Raw genomic sequence first — 22,587 nt, forward strand, 5'->3', positions numbered from 1 at the left:
AGACCGTGAAGGCCTCCGCCAGACGCTCAGGGGGAAAAAGCCGGGCGCGCGGCGAGGGAACGCCGTACTGCCCGGAGGGTGCGGGTGAAAGAGAACCTCAGGGGGTCTTCCTCGAAGTGGTGGGCGACGTCGCCGATGAGGGACCGGATGGCGTAGTGCACGCAGAGGTATCCGTAGATTTCCTGCAGGACCCCGTCGGGGGTTTTGGAGCGCAGCACGGTCCCGGGGCCGCGCTGGTGGGTTTTGAGTTCATCGAAGCAGGACTCGATTTCCCAGCGTTTGGCGTAGGCTTCGGCAAGGTCCTCCGCGGAGGCGGCGTGCGGGTCAAGGATCGTGGTGATCAGCCGGAATTCGCTGCTCGTGTCGCCGGTGCTGACGGTGTATTCGATCACGCGCACCCGGATGGGGTCCGTGTTGTTCCGCCGTGCCTTCGGGTTCGCGTAGACGGCGGAGAGGTAGGAGCCGTCGGCCAGGTCCTCGAGCACGGGCAGCACGGCGTTGGCCTTGACCCGCCACAGCAGTTGCGCACCGGTTCCGGAGCTGTCCTTCCAGGCCGTGTAGGAGAAGAACCCGCGGTCGGCCATGGCCAGCATGTCCGCCTCCAGCCGGTGGAGCAGGCCCGGATAGAGGTCGTGCTCGGACGTGGAAAAGCCGGAGACCACGGCCCCGATCACCGCGTGCGTGGCGCATTCGACCAGGCCGAGCACCCGCGCCTGCGGGTAGGCGCTTTTCAGATCCGTGGCCGTGCCCGGCCTGCCATACGCGCGCTCGTTGGCCTCCGTGTCCGCCAGATCCAGGCAGGTCCCGTCCACGGACACCAGCCGCCAGGAGCCGTGGAATCCCGGACCGCCCGGGAGTGCCAGAGGCTTCGCGGTCTCGGCGAACAGTTCGGCCATCACGGCGGAACCGAGGCGGGTCCGGGCCTTGAAGATCGCGGCCTTCGTCGGCATCTGCCAGTCCCGGAACCGGCCCGTGATCCATTCCATGCCGGCCAGCAGGGACCGCATCACTTCCTCATACGAACCGGCCGAAAACAAGGCCAGCGCCATCACGTAATAGACCATCAACCGCGACGGCAGCAACCGGTTCCGCTGCTCACGGGCCCCGGTCCGCCCAATCACCGCATCAACGACATCCGGCGGGAAAACCCGCGTCAAAACACCGAGCGAGACGTGGTCACTCAACCGCTCAGGACCCTCGGGAGTCACCCATCCGCTACGCGCCATGCCGAAAGATTAACACAACTACTCTAAGTGAACGGCATTGGGGCTAGGTGCCTGCGCATCACCTGATCCGCCGTGGGGCGGATCCCTACGCATGGTCAGGGGCATGCCTGCCACCAGGAAACCCCATTCGCCGACCGACCTCAACCCAAGCCGTAACCGGAGCAGCCCGTTCGTCAAAATTGTGGGCCTGCTCGTCCTCCTGGTGCTGATAGCCAGCGCAGTCCTGGTCGTTGGTCCGTCGCTGATGACCAGTGCGCTGCCATGAGCACCCCCATCACGGTGGGCCTGGTCGGCTGCGCGTCACAGAAGCTGAAGCGTCCGGCGCCGGCCCGCGAACTTTACGTCTCGCAGCTTTTCAAGAAGGCGTCAGCCTATGCCGTCCCAAAGAGTCGTACAGGCCTTTAGGAGGGACGGCATGGTCTGGAAAATTTGATCGAAGCCAAGCGAGGTAGACGTGGGATAAGACAGCCACATGTTGACCGGTCAATTCTTTTCTTGTCATGAATAGCCAGTCATCAATTGGGGCGTGCCTATTGATGGGGACCCGAGGGTATCGGGTCCACAGCCTCAGCAGATGATTGAAGACGCGGAAATCGGCCGGGCGCGTCTTGTTATACCCGATGCGGGTTTTTTCGTCATCGGTCATGTCCGGACGACGGTTCAACAAGTAAGACTCGAGTATCTTCGGCGAGGCGAATCTCGGGCTCCCCTTGTGGACGAAGAAATAGAATTTGGGCGTTCCGCCCAACGAGCCAGTGACCCATGCGCGCAGGGAACCCACTTTCACTTGCGCCGCGCCCGCTGGTGCTGTTCTTTACGTGCACATGAGCGCTGAGTCCCGACTCTCCCAGACATCGCTGTCGTCGTCCGGGTCCATGGCATTTTCCGGGGTGTGGACATAAGCGTCCCACCGTAGTCCGACTGGCCTAGCGAGTTGACCGCTGCCCCGATGCGCAGAAACTCCCGAATAACCTCCAACTCCCCAATGTCGCCGCTCTTGTTCGACTTTGCCTCCCCGAAGGGGACCGTCTCCTTGGAATTGGGAGATGTGAAGTCCAAAGTCTCGGTGTGTGCTGGCGGGCCAGGAACGGCGGACCGCGACACGACCGCGATCCTCCTGCTGCAGCAGAAATTCATGCCCGCGAGAAGCCCGCCGCCCAAACACGGCAGCGCGAGGGTGTCGGCGCGATTGCATTGACCAAGCGGAGCAGGTGTTTGTCGATATCGTTGATGTGGTGGTGAGGTCATGGACGCGGCGGCCGAGTTCGCGCAGGGCGTAGTTCACCATCTGCTCCGGTTCGCGTATTCGCTCATGTCCGGGCGCGTCAGTCATGCGCCACAATTGATCTTGTCCTGGCCGCGAACCTTATGTCCGAAGAAACCGTGGCCGTCAAAGCGGCTCAGATGTTCTACCTCCACAAAGAATCCCTGAAACGGGGTTAAATTGAAGATGTTTGGAAAGCCCGAGCAGCGACCGCGCCCAAAGCTCTGGCAAACGCGATACAGTCCGAGACTGTGCTGAATCTAGGCAAAGAGGTTAAGCGGCGGTCGGGGCACTCGATCGACTCGGCCGACCTCGGTAGGCTTGTTCGCGATTCCGTTTTGGGGCCAGAGTTGGCCAAATAGCCGAAGTAGCGCGGATCAATGAAGGGGCAATTTGAGCAGACCCCTCGATTCCTGACCATTGAGCAGGGCGCCGAAGAAATCAACGTCGGCCTGCCCACAATAAGAATGCTGTTGAAGTCCGGCGAACTGCGCGGGATTCAGATGGGCTCGCGGGGGCTATGGCGCCCCCCTTGACCTGGAGAACTACATCTCCCGATGGCCACACCAAAGGATGGCAGCCGGCGAAATCGAAGAGGGGATACCTAATGACTAGGGCGCAAGAAGAACGAGCAGCGCGCATAGAAAAAGCAGCGCCGCAACTCGCAGAGGGCCTAAGCCACAAGCAGATCGGCGCCCAATTGGGAGTCCACCCGCGGACCATTGGAGACTATGCGGCGTTCCTCCGCGAGAGCGAAACTAAAGCAACACGAGCCCAGCAGCGCAAAGCAGACCCCCGCGGGCGGGGCAACCGCCGCCCCCGCGGAATCAAACCGCACCGAGATTTTCACCAGCGCATTCAACTCCTGCAACGGGGAATCTGTCGTGCTGGTGGGGACCTACGACGTCGTCAACAAAGAGCAGCAGGACGGATCGTTTTTCCAGTACATCACCATCCACGCCCAGGGTGTCGGTGACCAGGGCAACGAGTACATCCTCAAATTACAACGACAAGCGCCGGCAGTCGACTCGTGACCTTTCCTTTGACCAGCGAATCCTCGTAATCAGCAAAGGATCTGCACCCAATTTCTGGCAGAAAGTCCACATCGACTCGAATGGAACCACCCGCGGCAGAGTTGATTGCAAGGGCTGATCTATCAGACCTAAATAAGCGACGGGGTTACTCACCAAGAAGACTCTCACCCTTGGACTGGGATTGACGAGGCAGTTTCCACTGCTCGCCGTCAACGTGATGTGGAGATCTGGTGCCGCCAGCCAGCAGAAGTCTTATCAATTGTTGTAGCTTAATGTGTAAGATGCACGTATCTGCCGTTCGTGCAGGCTCACTTCGGCCCGTCGCGGGCGTCACTCTGGGGGAAAACTTTCATGCTGGTCTTTAACCGTGTCCGGCCTTTTGCGACTTTGGTGGTTTTTGTCGCTGCGTTCGTGACCATGGGGGTTACCTTCGCGCTTCCGGCACGGGCATCGGATATGTCAGGGCCGCTGCTCTTAAGTCCGTCCGTTACGCCAACGACACTTAATATCCACGACGGCCCGGCCACGGTTAATATCACCCTTCGTCTGGTCGATGAGACGGGTGTGGCAACGCCGACCATGATCGCCAGTTGGGTCAACCCCGACCCGTGGTCCTGGGGCGGTGGCCAGACCCAGGGCTTTGGCAGCATGACACTGGTTTCCGGAACCCTCAAGGACGGCATCTGGAAACACACCATAACCATTCCCCAGGGGGCTGCACCCGGGAAGTGGGACGTGAAGCTGTACCCTCTGGATGACATCTGGGGGAACAACTCCACTTTCTTCAAGACGCTGGCCACGATCACGGTAACGGATGACGCACCGCCGACCTCAGTATCCCCTGCGGCAGTGACGTTCACGGACAAGGACGGCACGACGGAAGACACCTACACGGTCCCCGCCACCACTGGTGTCGAATACCTCAAGGACGGCAATGTGGTACCCGCCGGCACGTACCCAGGCAAGGATACGGTCACGGTAACCGCGAAGGTGGGTGCCGGTTACGTTCTGGCCCCGAACGCTGCATCGTCCTGGACGGCAACGTTCAAGGGTTCGCTGGTCGGGCCCGCTCCGAGGATCACAGGCACCGCCAAGGTCGGGGCCAGCCTCACCGCCAACCCCGGCGTCTGGTCACCGGCCCCAGTCAACCTCCGCTACCAGTGGTACCGCTCCGGCGTAGCCATCACAGGAGCCACAGCCGCCATCTACACGCCCACTTCTGCAGATGTCGGTGCCACGCTCACAGTCCGCGTCATCGGAACCAAGGTCGGATATGCCAACGTCGGCAAACCGTCGGCGGCAACCGCGCCAGTGGCCCAGGATTCGCTAGTGGGAGCCACACCGACGATCACGGGAACTGCCCGGGTTGGATCCACACTGACCGCAAACGCCGGAACCTGGTCCCCGGCACCCGTTACCTTGTCTTACCAGTGGTACCGCGCCGGGGTAGCCGTCACGGGCGCGACCGTCTCGACATACAAATTGACCGCTGCCGACCTCGGCAAGACGATCACCGTCAAAACTACTGCCCGCAAACTCGGCTACAACGTTGCGTCCAAGACCAGCCGCGCAACGACCCCGGTGGCGACCAACGTCCTGACCGCGCCCAGGCCCGTTATTCCCGGCTCCGCCGCAGTGGGCCAGGTCCTGACGGCGAAGACCGGTACCTGGTCGCCGGCTGGGGTTGCGCTCACCTACCAATGGAACCGGAACGGTGCACCCATTCCGGGGGCAACCGCCAGTTCCTACAAGGCCGTTTCAGCGGATCTCGGATCGGCCCTGTCCGTCCGGGTCACCGGACGAAAGAGCGGCTACCTGGTGAAAGCAACGACGAGCAACCTCACCTCCCCGGTGACAAAATAGGTGCGACCGGCGCCCTTGCCGGAACGCCCGAATGAGTGGAAAAGAGATTAAGACAAAGCCCCGCCAGCATTGGGGCGGGTTCTAGCGGTCGTTGCAATACCCATTGATTTTGGGAGTTGCAACGACCGTGTTGTTTTTAACGGGGAAACCAGGCTTCAGCAGGAAATACACGCAGCATCAGAAGGACGAGTTCTTCGTGGTGCTGGACCGGCTGGGCACGGTCACCGCGGCCGCGGCCGAGCTGAGCCTGAACCGGAATACGTGCATGCAGTGGGCGTCAAAGGCCGGGGTCCGCGGTCGCCTGGCAGGGCGCCTCATCCGGGTCGTGAGGAGTTCTTCCGGCTGCGCAAGGCCGGACCCTCCCGTCGTGAAGCTGCCAAGAGTGTGGGCGTGAACATCCGCGCAGCCAGGGACTGGGACCAGGGAATCCGGTGCTCAAGCAACCGACGCATTTACCCTGACGGGACGGTGATCTGGTCCAGCCCCCTTTCACCCTTGGAGGTCTGGAAGGTTTCTTCCATCGCCCATCGCCCATCGCCCATCGGGCGCCGGCGATCCGGACCAGCTCGGCCAGCTGGACGCGTTTGGGTCCGTGGCAGATGCAGTAAGCCAGATCGGCCGGGTCTTTCAGGGACCGGCGGGCCAGCAGCCAGTGTTCGCCGCTTTCGGCAGGACCGTTGATGCGGGTCCGTGCCCAGGAGTACCGGTGATCGCCTTTGGTCCCGGCCCCGGCCGTGCGGATCCGCCAGGCCTTGGCGCGCAGAGAGGCAATGAGTTCATCGGCACGCCATTGTTCCCCCAGCCCGGCGGTGGGGGCGATGACGCGTTGATTCATGGGCACGGCCAGCACGTAGTGCAAGCCGTGGGCTTCCAGCCGGCGGCGCAACCCGAATGCTGCCCGTAGACCGCATCCCCGGTGGCCCAGCGCGCCGGGATCCCGGCAGCCAGGACCCGGTCGATCATATCGGCGGCCAGCACCGGTTTCGTGGCGAATTCCCTGGTTTCGGGGATCCCGGCCCGGGCGCACCTCTCCCGGTCATCGGCCCAGGTTTTGGGCAGGTAAAGTTCCCGGTCCAGCAGGGTGCGTCCGCCCGGGGCGGAGTACGTCGGGAACACCCCGATTTGGCAGTTCTCCGCCCGCCCCGCCGTGCCCGGATACTGGCGTGCGACCCCGGCCGAGGCGGTGCCTTTCTTGAGGAATCCGGTTTCGTCAATGATCAGCACCCCGTCGGGGTCGCCCAGATGGCGGTCGACGTAGGTGAACAAGTCATCCCGCACGGCATCGGGATCCCAGTCGATGGTCTAGAGCAGGCGCTGCATGCCATCCGGGGTGCCGTGCCCGGCGCGTTCAGAAAGGGTCCCGGAGTTCTTGCGTTCCTCGTCCGATAGCAGTCCACGCACGTACCCCACGGCGTTCCGGCGTGGTTCGGACCGGGCGAACCGCTGCCCGATCAGTTCACCGAATTCTTCCAGACCTTCGGCCCATTCTTCTACGTCCGCGACATAGATATCATCACTCACCACCAACGATTAACAGGCCCCGAGCCGAAAGTCCGGTTAAAACGCCGAAACAGCCGAAATTAAACGCGACTGTAGTACTAGACCCTGCCCAGATCCGACACCGAAATCCAGCCGTGAAGGTCCCGGAACTGCTGTGCTGGGGACTCATCAGCGTTGCCATTTCGGAGGCATCCGACAGCGGATCCAACCTTCGGAATCTGTAGCTGCCCTGAGTCCCTCCGCCTTACCTACTTGCTGTCATGTCAGGGACTAAAGGATTTCCCAAGTCCTGCAGGTTAGCTTCGGACGGAAACGACCGGTAGTTCCCTAACGAGGACGGGCTATCCGTGATGTATCCACCGAAAGAAGTAGGGCGTCGCAGCTTTCTATCCCTGGCCGTCGGCTTGGGAGCAGGCGCGGCACTATCTGTCGGAAACAACACCGCCGTCGCAAACGTGCCGGCTAACTCTCTGGATGCAATAAATGGCACCGAAGTGCCGCTGTCTGTACTCGGGACTGAGCCTTCTGCGGTTTTGCGACGGTACGCAAACGTTTTTAAGAGCAGCCCTAATCCCAGCACAGTCTTCTTCCGAAACAAGGCAGGCGTCCTAAAGGTCGCCGCCGCCTGCCGAGGACTCGCGGGACAGATACAAGTCATCGACGTGGCGACCGGACAGCCTGAGCTATCGTCGACCCCCTTCCCAGGGTCAGGAGGCGGCGCCGGCAGAGTAGCCTACGAGCCGTCGACAGACGCATTGCTTGCTTTTGGTGCTTCGCCGACAGTAAGGAGCGTGAGCCTTTCAGGGCGCATTACTGATGCTTACAACGCCGCAACGGGTACAACCAATGTTGCCTTTGCTCGGGCAGTCGATTCGAAAGGCAGGATTTGGAACGGGAACTATCCGACGGGCAGCGCCACCCGCTTCGATCCAGCCACGGGGGTCACTATTCATTCGCCTCGGGTGCATGCGGACGCGCAGTACGTCCGAAGCCTAGCCATCGACGCCAACGACAATGTGTATGCGGGGACAGGCGCGCTGAACCCTCGAATCGTGACCTGGCACACGGACCGTCCCACACAACTACGGGAAATTTTGCTTCCAGGTGCAGCCGCCGAAGGGTTCGTGTATAGCATTGCAGCCCATTCCGGCATGCTCTTCGTGTCCTACCAAGGTGCCCTCGGCAAGGATTTGTTCAGGATATATGACCTGGCAGCCGCGGCATGGAGGACGCCGCCGTGGTCTTGGATCCCCGCGCAGCGCATCTCAGCCGCGTTGCCAGTTGGTGGTGACGTCTATGCTGTGCGGTACACAGCCGGCATCTACGAACTTATGAGAATCGACTTCAGGACCCTGGCGGCCGAGACCGTTTGCGCTGTTCCTGGCGCGCCGAGTGCTTTGAGCATCGAAACCTCCAACGGACAAACGCTCGTGCATCTCCTGTGCGGCGCGGGGCCGCAGCACGATTACGTCAAGATCTCAGTCGCAGGAAAAAATGTCGTCCAAGCTGTGAAATTAGACGTGGCTGAAACGCCTCTCAAAGTTCAGGCGCTCGTATCGTCATTGTCCGGGACCACCATGTTTTTCGGAGGATACTTGGGAGATGGGATCGGATCTGTGGAACTGGTCTCTCGGGAGATTTGGCGGTCTGCTACCGATACAGGCATTGCTCAAATCGAGGGGATGTTCCAGTACGACGAATCGACCGTCTATGTTGGGTCGTACGGCGCCGGGCGCCTCTTTAGGTTCAATCCGCAGACCAAGAGCATCACTAAGCTAATCGAACTACGCGAGAAATATTTGCAGTCTCGTCCCGTCGCCTGGACACGCGCCGCTGGCAAAGTGGTCGCGGGCACAGTTGCGGAGTACGGACATAATACCGGGGCGCTGGTAATCATTAACCCCTTGAACAATGCGGAAATCACCGTCGTTAGTGGTCCAGTTCCAGGACAATCAGTCGTCGGCCTAGCCGGGGACGGCGATATTGTCTATGGCACAACCGGGGTCAAAGGCGGCTACGGATCAGTGGATGACACGAAGCCGGCGCACGTTTTTGCTTGGAACGTCCGGGAAAACCGGATCGTTTGGAAGCGACCGCTGCCGGGCGAAGTCGAGATAAACAGCCCTCTCCTTGTTCGGGGCATCCTGTATGTGAGCACCAGTAACGGCGTGCTAAGGCTAGACAAGGACAGCGGAAACCTGGTCTTCACTTACAGACTTCTCAACCGGAGTGCGGTTCCCGGCTACAGAACCAGCAGCATCGCCTTCCTCCCCCAAGCGAATTCAATCGTGCATCTCTGCGGGGGGACAGCGACTGTTCTGGATCCCGAGTCTCGAACCAAGAAAGAAATCCTTCGGGGAAGATACACGGACATGGTGGTCACGAGTCGGTTCCGGCTGTACTTTGCCGAGAACGGCACGAATGTCGTTGAGATCGATGCGTCCCTAAAACCGACTATACGGTCAGCCGCTGATCTCGTCACCGTGGGGCCCGATGGCTGGCTTTACGTGGCTCGGTCGCTGGGGGAGGGCAAGTTTGCGGTGCCCATCCGCGCAGATTCTGCGTTTGGTACAGATATCCGCTCTTGCCACGTGGTGGATTGGAACGGGGACGGCACACTTGACGTCTTGGCCACCCGCGCTGACGGCAGGCTTCAACTCTTTAGGGGCCTCCGCGGAGGTGGTTTTGCTGCCCCGGTGACGCTAGGCGCCAGTGGCTGGCATAACAGGAGGATTGCGGTCGGCGTGTGGGGTTCCCAACTTGCCGTATTGTCGGCGGACAGAATCAGCGGGCATTTGCTTTCCTGGCCGGGTCTGGCGTCTGACGCTCTGGGACAGCCGGCCGCAATTGGCTGGGGCTGGACCAACAAACCAATGGTGATGCTGGTGCCGTCTCGGACGACGGCGTCCGCATTGATAGTAAATGATGGAGGGTCTCTGTACCGCTATGCGAGAACCGCCAGCGGAGGGATTTCGACGTCACCGGTTCGCATTAGTACGGGCGGATACTCGGGCATGACGGCTTTCTCGCCGGTCCTCGGCCACAAAACCGATCACAATGGAATCGTGGGAGTAGATGCTGCGGGCGCCGTCGCTTACAGCGACGTGGCGGGCGGTGCCGTGGGAAAGCCCATCAGGTATGCCTTTCTGATGAAGAGCCACAAATTTGCCAATAGCTGATAGGGCGCCATTGACAGCATTCTCTCGACTATACAAGCTCCGCGGCGTCCCGGACCTTGATCATGGTGCGCAGGTTGCGCGTGGTGGAGGCCTTGTACTTCGGCTTCGACGACAGCTTGCTGAACGGGCTGTCCAGGGTGCCGCCGGCGGGCGCCAGCCACGCCAGGGCCTCCGGGATGGGGGAGCCGGCCGGGGTGAAGGCGGCCTCCCGAGCCCGGCTGGCCGAGGAGTTGGCTATCGCGGCCAACGTCCCGCTCCTCGTGGACGCCGTGGTCCGTTCCTACCGGCAGGAAACCACTCGCCCCACCGGATGGCCGGTGACGCGATGGCTGGTCCGGTTCCGGCCGGATCCCCTGCGACGGCTCAACCTGCGCCGCGATGGCGCCCTTCCGGAGCTGAACCGGACCTCGCTGCCGCCGTCAGGGGCTCCGGAGCGGGCCCGGACCGACGCCGCCGTCCGGGAGTTCGCCGACGCGGCATCCGACGGCGCCCCGGGACCGTGGCGCGCTGTTCTCCGCGGTGCGGCAAGGGAATGCCGGGAACAGCTCCCGGGCGCCCTGGACCAGGGCATCGCATCCACGGATCTGAAAGCAGGCAGGAAGTCCTGGTGGTGGACCGTCTTTAACGTTTTCCAGTGGCTGGCGTTGCTGACGGCCTTGGGCGGGTTCGCGTGGCTGGGCGTCCTGGCCCCGCTGGGATATCTGCAGCTGCCCGTGCCCGATGTGCCCATGGCGGAAGGATGGCCTGTCCCCACGGTTAGGATCGCGGTCGGAGCCCTCTCGGGCATCGTGCTGGCGACCGTGGCGAAGTTCATTCCGGAGGTGGTCGCGCGGGCCCGCGGCGCGGCAGCGAGGAGACGGCTCAAGGCCGCCGTGGAGTCCGTCGCCGAGCAGTACGTGGTGCAACCTGTGGAGTTCGAGGTCCGACGCTTCAGGTCCTTCAGCGCAGCCCTCGAGGCGTCCGCTGCCCGTTAGCCGCTGGCCGTCAGCCCCCTGTACGGGAAATTCCTGCGGAAATCCTTTGACAAAGTAGGGGACGTCCGGCGAATTTCAATAGAGGACAGATGGTAGTTTTGCTGTTGTGACACGCGTCCGCATTAGGACCGATCGGTCAACCCGAACGTAATCCCAGGTCCGGCTTCTCGGCTGCGAGTGGAATCCACTTAGTAGAAGCTATTCACAGGACCGGACATCAACGAGGACAGGCTCTATCCGTGGCACAACTCCCAAGAATCATCGGGCGAAGAAGCGTTCTATCCATGGCCGTTGGCCTGGGGGCCGGGGCCGTGCTTTCCGCCGCCACCACAACCACCGCCACTGCGGCGGGTGTGCCAACCAACTCCCTGGAGGCACTGAGTGGCACCGATGTAGCGCTGACCATTGTCGGCAGCGAGCCTTCCGCTGTGCTGCGCCGGTACTCGAACGTATTCAACAGCGTCCCGGATCCCAGTGCCGTCTTCTACCGTAATAAAGCGGGTGCTCTTATGCTGGCTGCCGGCTGCCACGGGCTTTCGGACCAGGTGCAGGTCTTCGATGTTGCCACTGGAAAACGGGAGATGTCATCTACTCCCTTCCCCGAGGACGGGGGCGGTGCCGGGAACGTCAGCTATGAGCCCGTCACCAACTCCATTTTGGCATTTGGCTCCACAGTGAAAAGGGTCAGCCCTACGGGGACTGTGACGAATGGCCACGCCGCTGCGGCGGGTACGACAAACGTTGCGTTTGCCCGGTCAGCGGATTCGAAAAACAGAATTTGGTGCGGCAACTACCCCACGGGCAGCGCCACCCGTTTCGATCCTGCAACGGGCGCAACTCTCCATACGCCCCAGGTGCATGCGGGCGCGCAATATGTCCGCAGCCTGGCTATCGACTCTAATGACAACGTTTACGCCGGGACCGGCGTGCAGAATCCTCGAATCGTTACCTGGCACACGGATAGTCCAACAAAATTGCGGGAAATCGCGCTTCCAGGTGCAGCAGCGAAAGGCTTCGTCTACAGCATCGAGGCGCACTCCGGGGTGCTATTTGTCTTCTTCGACGGTGCCGACGGCAAATTGACGTTCAGGGTGTATGACGTAGCGGCCGCGGCATGGAAGACGCTTCCCTGGGCCTGGTCCCCGGCAGGCCGCAACTCCGCAGCATTGCCCGCCGGCGGAGACATCTATGCTGTCTGGAACACCGTCGGAACCCACAAACTGATGCGGATCAACGCCAAGACCATGGCGGCGGAGCTTGTCTGCCTGGTTCCCGACACGCCGCGCGCCTTGAGCGTCGAAACCTCCAACGGGGACACCTTTGTGAACCTCCTCTGCGGCGAGGGAGACCGGTACGAGTACGTCCGAGTTTCGGTCAACGGGAAAAAGACTGTACAGTCCGTCAACATTGCGTTTGCCGGAAGTGCCTTCCAGGTCCAGACGCTGCTCGGGGCGGCGTCCGGGACGACGATGTATGTGGGCGCCTTTATGGGAGACGGTATTGGATCCCTGGACCTTGACTCACGGGCGATTTGGCGCTCTCCCACCGACACCGGCATTGCCCAAATCGAGGGGATGTTCCAATACGACGAGACCAGCATCTACGTCGGGTCATACGGTGGCGGCCGCCTTTTCAGATTCAATCCACAGACCAAAAGCGTCACTCCGCTGATCGATCTTGGTGACAACCACCTGCAGTCCCGGCCGTTTGCCTGGGCCCGTGCGGGCGGAAAAGTGGTGGCGGGCACCGTTGCGGAGTACGGCCACCAGACAGGTGCCCTGGTGACTATCAACCCCCTTAACAATGCGGACATAACGGTGGCCAGTGGCCCCGTTCCCGGTCAATCCGTCCTCGGCCTTGCCGGGGAAGGTTATCTGGTCTACGGCACCACCGGCATCAAGGGCGGTTACGGATCTGTGAATGACACCAAGCCGGCGCATGTCTTTGCCTGGAACGTCCGGCAGAATCGCCTCGTCTGGAAGCGGGAAATACCGGGCGAAGTCGAGATCAACAGCCCGCTGCTCGTTGGGGGCATCCTCTACGTGAGCACCAACAACGGTGTCATCAGAATCAACAAGAGCAGTGGGACCCCGGTTTTGACGTACAAGCTTCTAAACCGGAGCGCGCCCGCCGCCTACAAGACGAGCAGCATCAGCTATCTTCCCGCAGTGAAGTCGCTTGTGCATGAGTGCGGCGGGACGGTGACCGTGCTGGATATGGCGTCGCGGACCCGGAAGGAAATACTGCGGGGAAAGTACTCGAACATGGTGGTCACCAGTAAGGGCAAGCTGTATTTCTCCGAGAATGGCACGAATGTCGTTGAGGTCGACACGGCACAGCGGCCGTCAATACGCTCAGCCGCCGATCTTGTCACCGTGGGGACTGACGGTTGGCTTTATGTGGCGCGGTCCCTGGGTGGAGGAAAGTTCGCGGAGCCGATCCGGGCTGACTCCGGCTTCGGTACCTATGTCCGCTCCTGCCACGTCGCGGACTGGAACGGTGACGGCATTTTTGATGTGATCACCAGCCACGGTGACGGGACGCTTCAGCTGCACAAGGGCCTGTCGAAGGGCGGCTTCGCTCCCGGCACGGTAGTGGGCGCCAGCGGCTGGCTGGACCGGAAGATGGCGATCGGCATGTGGGGTTCGACTCTGTCTGTGGTCGCGTCAGAGAACATCAGTGGAGTACTTCAGGCTTGGCCTGTCCTGTCGACGGGCATGCTGGGGTCGCCGGTCGCGATCGGCTCGGGATGGAAACGCAAGCAGATGGTCATGCTGGTACCTTCGCGTTCGTCTGCTGCCGCCTTGATTGTGAACGACGCCGGATCCCTCTTCCGCTACGCCCGAACATCCACCGGCAAGGTCTCCACAGTGCCCGTACGTCTGAGCACGGGCGGGTATGCGGACATGACGGCGATGACCGGGGTCATCAACCACAAAACCGGTCTAAATGGCATCGTGGGCGTTGATGCCGCAGGTGCAGTCAAATATTCGGATGTGGCGGCCAGTTCAGTCGGAACGCCCGTCCGGTATTCCTTCCTGATGAAGAGTTACCGGTTCGCCAGCAGCTAGGGGAGCGCGGCGTCGCGGACCTTGATCATGGTGCGCAGGTTCCGCGTGGTGGTGGCCGCCTTGTACTTCGGCCTCGCGGAGAGCTTGCTGAACGGGCTGTCGAGGGTTCCGCCGGCAGGCGCGAGCCAGGCCAGAGCCTCCGGCCCGAGCCGGGTCAGCTCCGTACCGTCCAGGGCTCGTCCGGCCTCATAGAGTTCGGCAAGCACGTCCGGGTCCGAGGCGAGGGTGAGGTACGTGTGGGTGGCGGCGTCATCCGCGGGGTAGGGGCAGGCTGCCACGAGTTCGGCCACGCGGGGCGCGGCCAGCACCACCACCCAGGCGTCGTAGCCGAAGGTCTCCCGGAGGCAAGCCTCGAATTCCGCTTTGACGCCGGCCGGGTCCAGCCCGCTGGCGAGCACGACATTGCCGCTGGCCAGCAGGGTCTTCACGCCGGAAAACGGCCGGGACGTCAGGGCTTCCCTGAGATGGGCCATCTTGATGTTGATGCCGGCCACGTTGATGCCGCGGAGGAACACCGCATAGCTGTTCATGGGCACAGCCTAGCTTTATCAGTCGTTGGTCTTGCGCAGCGCTTCGGTCAGGACACGTGCGGCGTTGCAGACCACCTCGGCATGCAGCCGCCCGGGCTGGCGGGTCAGCCGCTCGATCGGACCCGAAATCGACACGGCGGCGATCACCCGGCCGGACGGGCCGCGGACCGGGGCCGAGACGGAGGCGACGCCCGGCTCGCGTTCGCCCAGGCTCTGGCCCCAGCCCCGGCGTCGGACTCCGGCCAGGACGGTGGGCGTGAAGCGGGCGGACTGCAGTCCTTCCAGGAGGCGGTCGTGGTCCTCCCAGGCGAGCAGCACCTGGGCGGCGGAGCCGGCCTTCATGGACAGCTGGGTGCCGACCGGGATGGTGTCGCGCAGTCCGATGGGGCGTTCGGCGGAGGCGACACAGACCCGCCACTCGCCCTGGCGGCGGAAGATCTGGGCGCTTTCGCCGGTGGCGTCGCGGAGCTGCATGAGCACGGGACCCGCGGAGGCGATCAGCCGGTCCTCGCCGGCGGCGGAGGCCAGCTCCACCAGGCGGCTGCCGAGCACGAACCGGCCCTGGATGTCCCGGCTGACCAGCCGGTGATGGACCAGTGCGAGGGCAAGCCGGTGCACGGTGGGCCGCGCCAGCCCGGTGGCGGCCACCAGCTGCGCAAGGGTGGTGGGGCCGGCCTCAAGTGCGTCAAGCACATGGGCCGCTTTATCGATGACACCGACTCCACTAGAATTGTCCATGTAATGATATTGCCGTCTCATTATCTGAGATGCAAATCATTTCGCTGGCGTATTCAGCGCGAGTGCTGATTCAGTGGAACCCATCAGTCAACCGCAGTGAAGGGAGATGGCCATGGCAAAGACATTGGCCGAGAAAGTCTGGGACGCGCACGTGGTGCGCAAAGGCGACGGCGAGGGAGCCAACGCCCAGCCGGACCTTCTCTACATCGACCTGCACCTGGTGCATGAGGTCACCTCCCCGCAGGCCTTTGAGGGCCTGCGCCTGGCCGGCCGGCAGCTGCGCAGGCCGGACCTCACCATCGCCACCGAGGACCACAACACCCCCACGCTGGACATCGACAAGCCCATCGCGGACCTGACTAGCCGCACCCAGATCCAGACCCTGCGCAACAACTGCCAGGAGTTCGGCGTCCGGCTGCATTCCCTCGGCGACGCCGAACAGGGGATCGTCCATGTGGTGGGGCCGCAGCTGGGCCTCACCCAGCCCGGCATGACCGTGGTCTGCGGCGACTCACACACCTCCACGCACGGCGCCTTCGGGGCCCTGGCCATGGGCATCGGCACCTCCGAGGTGGAGCACGTGATGGCCACCCAGACGCTGTCCCTGAAGCCGTTCAAGACCATGGCCATCAACGTCGAGGGCACCCTGCGCCCCGGCGTTTCCGCCAAGGACATCATCCTGGCCGTGATCGCCAAGATCGGCACCGGCGGCGGCCAGGGCTACGTCCTGGAATACCGCGGCTCCGCCATCCGGTCACTGTCCATGGACGCCCGGATGACCATCTGCAACATGTCCATCGAGGCCGGTGCCCGCGCCGGCATGGTCGCCCCGGACCGGACCACCTATGACTACATGTTCGGCCGCCCGCACGCGCCCCAGGGCGCCGAGTGGGACGCCGCCGTCGAATACTGGAACACGCTGCTCACCGACGAGGACGCCGCGTTCGACGTCGAGGTGGACCTCGACGCCGACACCCTGGAACCGTTCGTGACCTGGGGCACCAACCCCGGCCAGGGCGTGTCCCTGTCCGCCAAGGTTCCCTCGCCCGAGGACTTCGGCGACGAGAACGCCAAGGCCGCGGCCGAACGCGCCCTCACCTACATGGGCCTGGCGGCCGGCACCCCGATGAAAGACATCCGGGTGGATACCGTGTTCCTGGGCTCTTGCACGAACTCCCGGATGGAGGACCTCCGGGCCGCTGCGGACATCGTCCGCGGGCGACAGAAGGATCCGAACGTCCGGATGCTCGTCGTTCCCGGCTCCGCCCGGGTCCGCCTCGAGGCCGAGGCAGAGGGCCTGGACAAGGTCTTCACGGACTTCGGCGCCGAATGGCGCTTCGCCGGCTGCTCCATGTGCCTGGGCATGAACCCGGACCAGCTGGAACCGGGGGAGCGCTGCGCCTCCACCTCCAACCGCAACTTCGAGGGACGCCAGGGCAAGGGCGGCCGCACCCACCTGGTCTCCCCGGTCGTTGCAGCGGCAACGGCGGTGCGCGGCACCCTGAGCTCGCCGTCGGACCTGGAGCCCGCCCCGGAGTCCGCAGCCCTCCGCATCGACGCAGCGTAACTCCCCACAGCCTAGAAGGATCCGCCATGGAAAAGTTCACCACCCACACCGGAATCGGCGTGCCGCTGCGCCAGAGCAACGTCGACACGGACCAGATCATCCCCGCCGTCTACCTCAAACGCATCACCCGCACAGGCTTCGAGGATGCCCTCTTCGCCGCCTGGCGCAAGGATCCAGCGTTCATCCTGAACCGGGAGCCGTTCAACGCCGGCTCCGTGCTCGTGGCCGGCCCCGACTTCGGCACCGGCTCGTCCCGCGAACACGCCGTCTGGGCGCTGAAGGACTACGGCTTCAAGACCGTGCTGTCCTCGCGCTTCGCGGACATCTTCCGCGGCAACTCCGGCAAGCAGGGCCTGCTGGCTGCCGAACTGGCCCAGGATGACATCGAACTCATCTGGAAAGAGCTGGAAAACGCCCCCGGCACCCCGGTCACTGTGGACCTCGTCTCCAAGACGGTGACGTGCGGCAACATCGTGGCGCCGTTCGAGATCGACGACTACACCCGCTGGCGCCTGCTGGAAGGCCTGGACGACATCGGGCTGACCCTCAAGCACGAGGAAGACATCACCGCCTTCGAGGCCACCCGGCCCGTGTTCCTCCCCAAGACGCTGCCGGCCAAGCTGTCCAGACTGTAACGGTTCAAGCCACGGCCTTCGTAGGAACCAACCGGCAGACGCAGGTCGGGACGACTGCCGCGCGTGGGGCCGCGTTGCGCAGCTCGGATGCGGCGCCCAGTTCAGCGCCGGGGGTGTCCGGATCAAGAACAAACGAAGTCGTCTAGTTGGCTGATAGGTTTGATCCTGTTTGCCCCTCACCTGAATCGAGAACGTCTCTTGCAGTCAGCCCCGGTCGTATACCACTCACTCCTGCCCCAGCCTGTGCTGCAAGGTTTCAAGGTGTTTGAAAACACGTACATGGTTGGTGGTTCTGTTTCGGGCGCGGGCACCCCCCGCACTGTCGTGGGAGTCCATGGAGCGGGCGTGCTCTGTGGACGCTTCGTTACTGGAATTACCACTGCATCAGCAATTGTGGACCAGCATGCCTCTCGGCCATTGGGTGCGCTGGGACAAGGACTCAGGGGGTCCATCACCCTGTACGTTCTTGAATCAGGAGATCCTAAGCTGACCATTCTGCCGGATCCGCTGGGGGGCGGGCTTGTTTTTTCAGCCAAGGACGCGGACGGAGTGGCAGTCTCGTCGGATCTCGGCGCGCTTGTGTCGTTCCTAGGGCTGATTGGAAAGGCGCCACGGAAGTCCCTCCAACACGTCGCGACCTACGTGGCAACCGGCAGCGGAGGGTTGGTTGACTCGAGCTACGAGAACATTGGCACCGTGCCGCAATTCAGCTTTCTCGAGTTTGCTCCAGCTGGCGTAGAGATACGCGATTACCCGGCGAAGTACGATTTTTTCCACCCAGACGTTTCCTATGACGAGGCTTTGGGCCGAGTCCAACAGGAGATCCTGGAAAATGTCTTGGCTCTCGCGGAATCCGGCCTGGAGAGAAAAGTAGCTCATTTGACTGGCGGTGTTGACTCGCGTTTGGTACTTGCTGCGATTCTGGCCGCAGGCAAGAAGGACGAGTTCTCCTTTTACTGCTCGGGAGGGCCAACGGAGCCAGACAAGATCATCGCTGGGCGACTCGCAGTCGAGTTCGGTCTTACCATGACGGAGCACAGTGGCCTCAACTTCAGGTTGGGTGCTGAGAGCCTCGACCAGCAACTCCTCTGGGGCTTCCAACACACATCAGGGATCAACTCGGGAGTCACCCATCATGGCGGGCTGCCATCACGCACCGTCATCGCTAGTGGCGGGTATGGTGAACTCCTTCGCTCTTTCTACAACAAAGGCACCGCCCATGCCGGCACAGCGAGGGAAACGGCAGAACGAATTTACGGCCGACTGGCGTTCTCTGCGGACCCTGCTCGACGGCTGCTATCAGAGACAGCCGCAGGCGAGGCCCAGGTGAGCCTGCACAACATCATCGCCTCTGCTGCGACACTTGGTGTGAGAGAGGACGCGCGGCTTGATTACGTCTACCTGAATCGCCGCAATCGATACTACGTCGGCGAGATTTCCCGGTCCTTCTCCCCTTTCTCACCTCGCTTTGACCCCCTTTATTCCGTCGCGGGGGCGTCCCTTAGCCTCAAGCTCGACGGTATGAGCCGCGAGGCAAACATTGTTGGCATGGACCTTATCGAACGGTTCTCTCCGGGGCTCTCCACGCTACCGTATGATTACGACCGCTTCGGTGAGTCATATATCCACCTCAGAGGTAAGCCCGTTCTTCGTTCATTTACTAGAGTGGGTGAGCCGAAGGTCGATTCCGTCCTCAAGACACCAGTCGTAAATGCGCGTAGAATTCCTCCGATGCGTCCCACTGAAGCTGACAGACTGAGGGCCAACGCGTTGAAAATGCCGCCGCGTCTTATTACTCAGTTTCCTGAAATCCGCACGGGGTTGAGAGAGATAATCGCTGGAATTCCGTCCCGAGACTTCCGTGCTGCTTTCAACCCTAGGGCTGTCGCTGTCCTGACTGATCGTGAGCCTTCACACCGGGCCTATTATCGAAATGCCCGGGACCTGTATGCGGGCCTGCTTTGGTACGCCAGGGGGTAATGGCTCTCCTCGACGATGAAGGGTGGTGGTTGACTGGTCGCAGCCGCTGTCCCAGCTTCAGCGATCGGCCGGAGACCGGGTGGACACCGACGCCGGGGGTGCCGAACATCTGGCAGCGTGCACGCCGGCGGGGAAGTGCATACGCGATGGGTCACAGCCGATGAGGCCTTCCAGGCCCGGGGGCATCAGCCAAGATATTCTGGACAGGCTACGTGCCATGCCAGGCGGCATCGCGATCATGCCCACAAGGCATTTTGCCAGGGGCTTGTGCGGCGTCCGCCAGGTCCTGCCCTCCGCGCCTGCCATAAGAAGGAAGCGCGGTCGTAAGGGCACTGCTGTTCTGCGGGTGCAGGGAACGTCGTGCGGACCGCTGCTGGCGGCTGCCCTGCCGGATATAGTGCGCACCTGCGCCAGTTCCAGGAGGGACGGAGGCGATGCTCTCGAAGATCGCACCGGCCACTGTCGACCGTGGGCTCAAGGCCGGCCGGGCCAGGACAAAACCGCTGGGCCGCTCGCATACCAGCCAGGAATGCTGTTGAAGGACTCGACTCCCATGCGTACGTGGGCCCCATGGCATGGCGCGGCTCCCGGATTCGTGGAGATTGGCTTGGCGGCCACGAGGACGGAAATTCCAGAGGCAAGTTCTGTTTCACCCTCGATATCACCGACATCACCGACATCACCGACATCGCCGCCTTCGAGGCCACCCGGCCCGTGTTCCTCCCCAAGACGCTGCCGGCCAAGCTGTCCTGAGACCCGTCAGTAGGGAACCGTCGTGGCCTCGGACGGGTTAAGGTTTTATAGTGCAAAAGAACCTCATGATCTACGGCAGTTGCGTGTCCCGTGATGCCTTCCCGCTTCTGGGACCGGAATACAAGCTGCTGACCTATGTCGCTCGGCAATCGATGATCAGTGCAATGTCCAAGCCAACTGATCTGCTGCAGGGCGACACACTGAGCTCGGCCTTTCAGGACCGCTCCTTGGCCGGGGATATCAGGTCGAACCTTTTGCAGCTCGTTCGACGGTTTGCAAGCGACATTGACGTTCTGGTAATTGACCTGACCGACGAGCGGCTCGGCGTAGTCAGGCTACCGGACGGAACTCACGTCACGCGGTCGCACGAACTGGTCAGTTCCGGGCGCCTAAAGGCCGTTCAGGGGCGGACGCAGGACATCCGGATTCTGACCGAGCGGCACTGGACGTTGTGGGAGGCCGCGGCTACCCGGCTCCTTGGCGCACTGTCGCAGCTGGGGCTGCGGGAGAAAACAGTCATCCTGAACACTCCGTGGGCGGAAATGACACAAGCGGGTGATCCCGCGCCGCCGTTGTGGAACTTCGATACGGCCGAGGTCAACGCCTATTTCAACGAATGCTGCGCCCACATGCGAAGCCTTGGATACAAGGTGGTGGACTTGCCGGCAGAGCTCCGTTACGCAGCCGTCGACCACAAGTGGGGTGCGGCGCCGTACCACTTCGGCGACTCTGCTATGGCCTGGATTGCCGGTCAGATCCAGGAAACGGCGGCAGCCGCCGCCTAGGCTGCGGTCTGGGACTCAGAGTGGGTTAAGAGCCCAATCAATTGGGTACTCACTCGGGGTGCGCGGGAGCCCCGTATTTCAGATCGGTAACGCAAGCTCCTATGCTTAGCTGGAGCCTTTGTAAGGATTTGGGGGCGAGTAGTCGTGAGGAAACCGGTAAATGAGTAGTGTTCTGACAATCCGCGGAGGCGTCCCGCTGACTGGCCGCGTCACGGTCCGCGGGGCCAAGAATCTCGTCCCCAAGGCGATGGTTGCGGCCCTGCTGGGCAACGAGCCCTCGGTGCTGCGCAACGTCCCCGAGATCAAGGACGTCGAGGTTGTCACCAGCCTGCTCCAGATCCACGGTGTCACCGTCGAGAAGGACCCCGTCACCGGGGACCTCACGCTGGACCCGAAGGGCGCCAAAACGGCCTCCAGCACGGCCATCGACGCCCACGCCGGCGATTCACGCATCCCGATCCTGCTGTGCGGACCGTTGATCCACGCCCTCGGCGAGGCTTTCATCCCGGACCTGGGCGGCTGCAAGATCGGCGACCGCCCCATCGACTACCACCTCAACGTCCTGCGCCAGTTCGGAGCCGTGGTGGAAAAGCGCCCCGGCGGCATCCACATTTCGGCGCCCAACGGTCTCAAGGGCGCCAAGATCGCCCTGCCGTATCCGTCCGTCGGCGCCACGGAGCAGGTGCTGCTCAGCGCCACGCGGGCCGACGGCATCACCGAGCTCTCCGGCGCGGCGACCGAGCCCGAAATCGTCGACCTCATCGCCGTGCTGCAGAAGATGGGCGCGATCATCAGCGTCCAGACGGACCGCACCATCAGGATCGAAGGCGTCCGGGACCTCGGCGGCTACAACCACCGTGCCCTCTCCGACCGCAACGAATCGGCATCCTGGGCCTCCGCCGCGCTCGTCACGCGGGGCGACATCTTCGTGGAGGGCGCCACCCAGCGCGACATGATGACGTTCCTGAACACCTACCGCAAGGTCGGCGGCGGAATGGACATCGGCGACGACGGGATCCGCTTCTACCACCGCGGCGGCAAGCTCAACCCGCTGGTCCTCGAAACGGACGTCCACCCCGGCTTCATGACGGACTGGCAGCAACCGCTGATCGTGGCCCTGACCCAGGCCGAGGGCGTCTCGATCGTCCACGAGACCGTCTACGAGAACCGCTTCGGCTTCACCGAGGCCCTGATCCGGATGGGCGCCAACATCCAGGTCCACCGCGAATGCCTCGGCAGCGTGCCGTGCCGCTTCGGCCAGCGCAACTTCCTGCACTCCGCCGTGATTTCCGGGCCGTCCCAGCTCAAGGGCACCGATATCGACGTGCCCGACCTCCGCGGCGGCTTCAGCCACCTGATCGCGGCCCTCGCCGCCACCGGCACCTCACGGGTCACCGGAATCGACATCATCAACCGCGGCTACGAGCGCTTCACGGAGAAACTCGCGGGCCTGGGCGCCGATTTCGACATCACGTCGGCCAAGTAGCG

At 62.7% G+C, this 22,587-nt stretch carries 16 protein-coding genes and 3 pseudogenes; 14 read left to right on the plus strand and 5 right to left on the minus strand.

Annotated elements, in window-relative coordinates; genetic code table 11:
• Positions 1–26: 26 nt before the first annotated feature.
• Entirely contained in the window at positions 27–1,226 is a 1,200-nt protein-coding gene (locus ACQCSZ_RS05580; RefSeq protein WP_427004507.1) for an IS4 family transposase, read from the minus strand.
• A gap of 261 nt (positions 1,227–1,487) precedes the next feature.
• Between ACQCSZ_RS05580 and ACQCSZ_RS05585 the strand changes: the two genes are divergently transcribed.
• The 5 genes from ACQCSZ_RS05585 (at position 1,488) to ACQCSZ_RS05605 (ending at position 5,781) form a co-directional block, all read left to right on the plus strand.
• The gene (locus ACQCSZ_RS05585; RefSeq protein WP_427007078.1) at positions 1,488–1,631 is read left to right on the plus strand and encodes a DUF6884 domain-containing protein; all 144 of its coding nucleotides are present in this window, start codon (positions 1,488–1,490) and stop codon (positions 1,629–1,631) included.
• Between the two features lie 1,239 nt (positions 1,632–2,870).
• Positions 2,871–3,026, plus strand: coding sequence for an excisionase family DNA-binding protein (locus ACQCSZ_RS05590; protein ID WP_427007079.1), 156 nt, complete (start codon positions 2,871–2,873; stop codon positions 3,024–3,026).
• A 195-nt stretch (positions 3,027–3,221) separates the two neighbouring features.
• On the plus strand, positions 3,222–3,524 hold the full coding sequence (locus ACQCSZ_RS05595) for a hypothetical protein (RefSeq protein WP_427007080.1): 303 nt from the start codon (positions 3,222–3,224) through the stop codon (positions 3,522–3,524).
• 564 nt (positions 3,525–4,088) lie between these two features.
• Entirely contained in the window at positions 4,089–5,387 is a 1,299-nt protein-coding gene (locus ACQCSZ_RS05600; protein ID WP_427007081.1) for a hypothetical protein, read from the plus strand.
• A 127-nt stretch (positions 5,388–5,514) separates the two neighbouring features.
• Positions 5,515–5,781 carry a hypothetical protein gene (locus ACQCSZ_RS05605; RefSeq protein ID WP_427008485.1) on the plus strand — a complete coding sequence of 89 codons (267 nt, stop codon included), beginning with the start codon at positions 5,515–5,517 and terminating at the stop codon, positions 5,779–5,781.
• Positions 5,782–5,851: 70 nt separating this feature from the next.
• On the opposite strand, the pseudogene ACQCSZ_RS05610 reads toward ACQCSZ_RS05605, so the two are convergent.
• Positions 5,852–6,908, minus strand: a pseudogene (locus ACQCSZ_RS05610) (IS701 family transposase); the annotation flags it as partial.
• A 770-nt stretch (positions 6,909–7,678) separates the two neighbouring features.
• Here ACQCSZ_RS05610 and ACQCSZ_RS05615 point away from each other — a divergent pair.
• Positions 7,679–10,066, plus strand: a complete 2,388-nt coding sequence (locus ACQCSZ_RS05615; protein WP_427007082.1) for an FG-GAP-like repeat-containing protein — start codon at positions 7,679–7,681, stop codon at positions 10,064–10,066.
• Between the two features lie 28 nt (positions 10,067–10,094).
• Here the strand turns inward: ACQCSZ_RS05615 and ACQCSZ_RS05620 are convergent.
• Positions 10,095–10,241: pseudogene (locus tag ACQCSZ_RS05620) on the minus strand (DUF1697 domain-containing protein); the annotation flags it as partial.
• Between ACQCSZ_RS05620 and ACQCSZ_RS05625 the strand changes: the two are divergent.
• Both ACQCSZ_RS05625 and ACQCSZ_RS05630 read left to right on the plus strand, forming a co-directional pair.
• Positions 10,204–11,040, plus strand: a pseudogene (locus ACQCSZ_RS05625) (ABC transporter); the annotation flags it as partial. The pseudogenes ACQCSZ_RS05620 and ACQCSZ_RS05625 sit on opposite strands and share 38 nt — an antisense overlap.
• 284 nt (positions 11,041–11,324) lie before the next feature.
• A complete protein-coding gene (locus ACQCSZ_RS05630) occupies positions 11,325–14,111 on the plus strand; it encodes an FG-GAP-like repeat-containing protein (RefSeq protein ID WP_427007083.1) in 2,787 nt (928 codons plus the stop codon).
• Here the strand turns inward: ACQCSZ_RS05630 and ACQCSZ_RS05635 are convergent.
• Entirely contained in the window at positions 14,108–14,641 is a 534-nt protein-coding gene (locus ACQCSZ_RS05635; RefSeq protein ID WP_427007084.1) for a DUF1697 domain-containing protein, read from the minus strand. The two genes, ACQCSZ_RS05630 and ACQCSZ_RS05635, sit on opposite strands and share 4 nt — an antisense overlap.
• A gap of 18 nt (positions 14,642–14,659) precedes the next feature.
• The gene (locus ACQCSZ_RS05640; RefSeq protein WP_326962021.1) at positions 14,660–15,379 is read right to left on the minus strand and encodes an IclR family transcriptional regulator; all 720 of its coding nucleotides are present in this window, start codon (positions 15,377–15,379) and stop codon (positions 14,660–14,662) included.
• A gap of 112 nt (positions 15,380–15,491) precedes the next feature.
• Here ACQCSZ_RS05640 and leuC point away from each other — a divergent pair, with 112 nt between their 5' ends.
• From leuC to murA, 6 genes are all read left to right on the plus strand, one after another.
• Complete coding sequence (leuC, locus tag ACQCSZ_RS05645) at positions 15,492–16,946, plus strand: 3-isopropylmalate dehydratase large subunit (protein ID WP_427007085.1); 1,455 nt, start codon at positions 15,492–15,494, stop codon at positions 16,944–16,946.
• A gap of 26 nt (positions 16,947–16,972) precedes the next feature.
• On the plus strand, positions 16,973–17,581 hold the full coding sequence (leuD, locus tag ACQCSZ_RS05650; protein ID WP_427007086.1) for a 3-isopropylmalate dehydratase small subunit: 609 nt from the start codon (positions 16,973–16,975) through the stop codon (positions 17,579–17,581).
• A 261-nt stretch (positions 17,582–17,842) separates the two neighbouring features.
• Positions 17,843–19,561 (plus strand): hypothetical protein, encoded by a 1,719-nt coding sequence (locus ACQCSZ_RS05655; protein ID WP_427007087.1) that lies wholly within the window; start codon positions 17,843–17,845, stop codon positions 19,559–19,561.
• A 561-nt stretch (positions 19,562–20,122) separates the two neighbouring features.
• Positions 20,123–20,314 carry a hypothetical protein gene (locus ACQCSZ_RS05660; protein WP_427007088.1) on the plus strand — a complete coding sequence of 64 codons (192 nt, stop codon included), beginning with the start codon at positions 20,123–20,125 and terminating at the stop codon, positions 20,312–20,314.
• Between the two features lie 50 nt (positions 20,315–20,364).
• Positions 20,365–21,099 carry a DUF6270 domain-containing protein gene (locus tag ACQCSZ_RS05665; protein WP_427007089.1) on the plus strand — a complete coding sequence of 245 codons (735 nt, stop codon included), beginning with the start codon at positions 20,365–20,367 and terminating at the stop codon, positions 21,097–21,099.
• Between the two features lie 160 nt (positions 21,100–21,259).
• A complete protein-coding gene (gene murA, locus ACQCSZ_RS05670) occupies positions 21,260–22,585 on the plus strand; it encodes a UDP-N-acetylglucosamine 1-carboxyvinyltransferase (RefSeq protein ID WP_427007090.1) in 1,326 nt (441 codons plus the stop codon).
• The last annotated feature ends 2 nt before the right edge of the window (positions 22,586–22,587 follow it).

The organism is Pseudarthrobacter sp. H2 (genome assembly GCF_050157045.1).
Classification (GTDB): domain Bacteria; phylum Actinomycetota; class Actinomycetes; order Actinomycetales; family Micrococcaceae; genus Arthrobacter.